Raw genomic sequence first — 3,316 nt, 5'->3', positions numbered from 1 at the left:
CACGGTGAAGGCCGCTCCGGCCGAAACCGCCCACGCCAGCCGCTCCGCCGTGGTGACGGTGCCCGCGCCGACCGGCCTGCCCCGCTCGGCGCCCGCCTTCACGACGGCGGCGAGGACCTCCGCGGCCTTCCGGCTCTGCACCGGCACCTCGACGCACTCGATGCCCAGGTCCCAGGCGCGCGTGGCCAGTTCGACGGACTTGTCGAGCGGCATCCCGCGCAGGATCGCCATCACGGGCGCCTTGGCGAAGATCCGGTCGAAGGTCAGGGGGTTCACGGTCGCCATCCCAGCTCCCTGGAGATCGTCTCTGCGGTGGTGGTCAGCTCGGGCAGCACGTCCCGCTCCAGCGCGGTGAGGTCCGCCTTCGCCTTGAGGGCGGTCACGGAGACCGCCGCGATCACCTCGCCGCCGCTGTCCCGTACGGGTACGGCGACGCAGTTCACGTAGTCCTCGTACTCGCCGTCGTCCACGGCGAAGCCGCGTGCGCGGGCCTCGTCCAGCGCCTTCCGGTAGGCGGCCGGGTCGGTGATCGTGGTGCCGGTGTGCGGGGCGAAGTCGCAGCCGGCGAGCAGGGCTTCGGCGGTGGGCCGCGGCAGGTGGGCGAGGATCGCCTTGGCGACGCCTGCGGTGTGCAGGGTCACGGGCCGGCCGATCTGGGAGTACAGACGCACTCCGTCCACCGGGTCGATCTTGTCGACGTAGACGATCCGCCCGCCCTCCAGCGCGGCCAGGTGCACGGTGTGGCCGCAGTGTTCGCCCAGCGTGCGCAGATGGCCGGCCGCGATCTCCTTGAGCCCGAACTGCTCCAGGGCGAGCTGGGCGAGTCCGGCCAGGCGGTGCCCCACCGCGTACCGCCCGTCGGGCAGCCGCCGCGCCAGGCCGCCCTCGGTCAGCGACTCCAGGATGCGCAGCGCTGTCGACCGGTGCACGCCGAGGTGGTCGCCCACCTCGGTCTGGGTACGGGGTCCACGGGCGATGAACTCCAGGATGTCGATGGCCCGTCTCACCGTCTGTGACATGGCGTCAGTTCCCTTGCAAGGTATCGGCGGGCACATAGTCCTCGATACTGCGCAGGGTGCGCCCGGCGAGGCGGTGCCCGAGGGCGAGCCGCTCGGCGGAGCCGGACCCGTGCAGGAATCCGCTGAGATATCCGGCGGCGAAGGCGTCTCCGGCGCCGACCGCCTCGATGACCTCGACCGCGGGTGCGGGTACGAACTCCCTTACGGAGCCGCTGAATTCGGTGGCGCCGACCTCCCCGTCCTTCACGACCAGCATGCCGCGGGGCGCGAGGTGCGCGTGGATCTCCTCCGCCGTGGCGGTTCCCCACAGCCGCTCGCCCTCGTCCCGGCCGACGAACACGAGGTCGGCCCGGCGGGCCAGGTCACGCAGCACCACACCCGCCTCGTCGAGCGAACTCCACAGTGCGGGACGGTGATTCACGTCGAAGGACACCAACACCCCTGCCTGAGCGGCCCGGTCCATCAGCAGCTCCACCAGCTCCGCGCACCCCGCCGACAACGCGGGCGTGATCCCGGTCAGATGCAGCAGCCGCGCCCCGGCCAGGTCCACGCGCTCGGCGTCAGCGGGACCCATCCGTGCGGCCGCCGACCCGCGCCGGTAGTAGTGCACACGGGTGCCGTCCGGCCCAGGGTCCTTGGAGTAGACGCCGGTTGGCGCTTCCGGGTCGACCTGGACCCCGCCGACCTCCACCCCGCGCCCACCGACAGCCGCGACGATCCGCCGCCCGAGCGGGTCGTCCCCGACCCGGCTCACCCACGCCGACCGGTGCCCCAGGTCGGCCAGATACTGCGCGACCGTCGACTCGGCCCCCGCGACGGCGAGCCGCAACTCCCGGCTGTGTTCCAGTCCTTCGCCGTCGGCCGGGGTGACCTGCGCCATCGTCTCGCCGAGGCAGACCGTCGTTCCGGTCATCGCCATCCCCTCCATTGACATGCGGCTGTGGCCGCGAAGAACATTAGCAACCCTCGCGCAACAGGCGTGCAAATGTTGCAACATGCAGGGCTCTACATGGCGATCACCGTCGCGTTCGCCCTCTTCCTGAACTCGGTCTTCGCGGTCGCGGGCACCTTCTCCGCCGAGTCGCTGCCCACCGAGGTCCGTTACAGCGGGCTGGTCTTCGTGCGCGAGGTCAACGGCGTGATGTTCGCCGGGACTTCGCCCTTCATCGCCACTCTGCTGGTCGGCGGGGCGGGGACCGGCCCTGGTATCTGGCCGCGTACATGGCGGCGGACGGGCTCGCCGGCGCGCTGTGCACCTGGCGGCTGCCGGAGACCCCCGCCGGTGCGCACCAAGGGCGCTACCGTGCGCGCGTGAGCCCGGCCTCGGCGGCCTCCGGGCTGGCGAAGGTGGGCAGCACCGCGGCGGTACCGGTGACTTCGAGCATGCGGTCCACGTACCGGTTGGTGCCTATCAGTCCGACCGGGCGCTGCCGCCGGGTGGCGAGAAGGTGGTTGACGAGCAGGGAGTCGGCGAAGCCCAGGTGCCGGAGGTCGTACACGAGCGGGCCGGGGAAGAGCCGCAGGACGTCGGCGGTGGCGCGCTCGACGCGGTCGATGAAGGCCAGGTCGAGTTCGCCGCACAGCTCCATCACCCACACCGAGCCCCACTGGGCGGAGGCGGACACTCCCGTTCCGCCCTCGCAGTGCCGTTGCTGGGAGTACATGCGCACGAGCATTCCGTATTGCTTGACCCATGACAACATTGCGTGTCCGTGCGCACGCTCTGCGTCGCCGGCTGGTATGGTCCGCCCCTTTCGTGCGCATCACCCGCTCTCATCAGGGCAGACGGTCCCAGTCCGGGCACCGAGAGACCCGGATTCGAAGGAATGGATCATGGTGTCAGTGCAGAGCGTGGACGACCGCCGCCCGAGCGGGCCACACGAAAGAGGGACAACAGCGGAGACCCGCCGGACGGACCGCGCAGGAGCGGGCGGCCTGAACGGGCACATGCTGATGGCGGCCGTCGTGTCGGCGATCAGCGGTCTGCTGTACGGCTACGACACCGGCATCACCTCCGGCGCGCTGCTCCAGATCTCCGACGAGTTCCACATCGGCAGCACCATGAAGGAGACCATCGCGGCGGGCATCCTGCTCGGCGCGGTGATCGGTTCCCTGGTGTGCAGCCGGCTGTGCGAGCGCTTCGGGCGGCACCGCACCATCCTGCTGATCTGCGGGATCTTCATCGCGGGCAGCCTGACCTGCGCCTTCGCCCCCAACGCGGTCGGGCTGGCCCTCGCCCGCGTGCTGCTGGGCTTCGCGGTCGGCGGCGCCACCCAGACCGTGCCGATGTACGTGGC

5 protein-coding genes and 1 pseudogene are annotated in these 3,316 nt (G+C 71.1%); 2 read left to right on the top strand and 4 right to left on the bottom strand.

Annotation, left to right across the window (positions count from 1 at the left end):
• From GT030_RS21760 to GT030_RS21750, 3 genes and pseudogenes are all read right to left on the bottom strand, one after another.
• Window positions 1-285: pseudogene (locus GT030_RS21760) on the bottom strand (2-dehydro-3-deoxyphosphogluconate aldolase); the annotation flags it as partial.
• On the bottom strand, window positions 273-1,019 hold the full coding sequence (locus tag GT030_RS21755; protein WP_161202543.1) for an IclR family transcriptional regulator: 747 nt from the start codon (window positions 1,017-1,019) through the stop codon (window positions 273-275). The gene GT030_RS21755 and the pseudogene GT030_RS21760, both read right to left, overlap by 13 nt.
• Window positions 1,020-1,023: 4 nt before the next feature.
• Window positions 1,024-1,932: a sugar kinase gene (locus GT030_RS21750; RefSeq protein WP_237522731.1), complete on the bottom strand. Its 909-nt coding sequence runs from the start codon at window positions 1,930-1,932 to the stop codon at window positions 1,024-1,026.
• Window positions 1,933-2,004: 72 nt separating this feature from the next.
• Here GT030_RS21750 and GT030_RS21745 point away from each other — a divergent pair, with 72 nt between their 5' ends.
• The gene (locus GT030_RS21745) at window positions 2,005-2,334 is read left to right on the top strand and encodes an MHS family MFS transporter (RefSeq protein WP_161202542.1); all 330 of its coding nucleotides are present in this window, start codon (window positions 2,005-2,007) and stop codon (window positions 2,332-2,334) included.
• Here GT030_RS21745 and GT030_RS21740 read toward each other — a convergent pair.
• Entirely contained in the window at window positions 2,318-2,683 is a 366-nt protein-coding gene (locus GT030_RS21740) for an STAS domain-containing protein (protein ID WP_161202541.1), read from the bottom strand. The two genes, GT030_RS21745 and GT030_RS21740, sit on opposite strands and share 17 nt — an antisense overlap.
• Before the next feature lie 169 nt (window positions 2,684-2,852).
• Here GT030_RS21740 and GT030_RS21735 point away from each other — a divergent pair.
• The coding region (locus GT030_RS21735; RefSeq protein ID WP_161202540.1) for an MFS transporter at window positions 2,853-3,316 on the top strand (464 nt) is incomplete at its 3' end.

This window comes from Streptomyces sp. SID1328, assembly GCF_009865595.1.
Taxonomy (GTDB): Bacteria; Actinomycetota; Actinomycetes; order Streptomycetales; family Streptomycetaceae; genus Streptomyces; species Streptomyces griseoluteus.
The sequence above is the reverse complement of the archived record's forward strand: the minus strand, read 5'-3'. Positions and strand labels throughout refer to the sequence as shown.

Excerpts from the sequence above, each read along its gene's own strand:
- GT030_RS21750 (WP_237522731.1), bottom strand. The coding sequence starts at position 1,932 with ATGACCGGAACGACGGTCTGCCTCGGCGAGACGATGGCGCAGGTCACC.
- GT030_RS21740 (WP_161202541.1), bottom strand. The coding sequence starts at position 2,683 with ATGTACTCCCAGCAACGGCACTGCGAGGGCGGAACGGGAGTGTCCGCC.
- GT030_RS21755 (WP_161202543.1), bottom strand. The coding sequence starts at position 1,019 with ATGTCACAGACGGTGAGACGGGCCATCGACATCCTGGAGTTCATCGCC.
- GT030_RS21745 (WP_161202542.1), top strand. The coding sequence starts at position 2,005 with ATGTTGCAACATGCAGGGCTCTACATGGCGATCACCGTCGCGTTCGCC.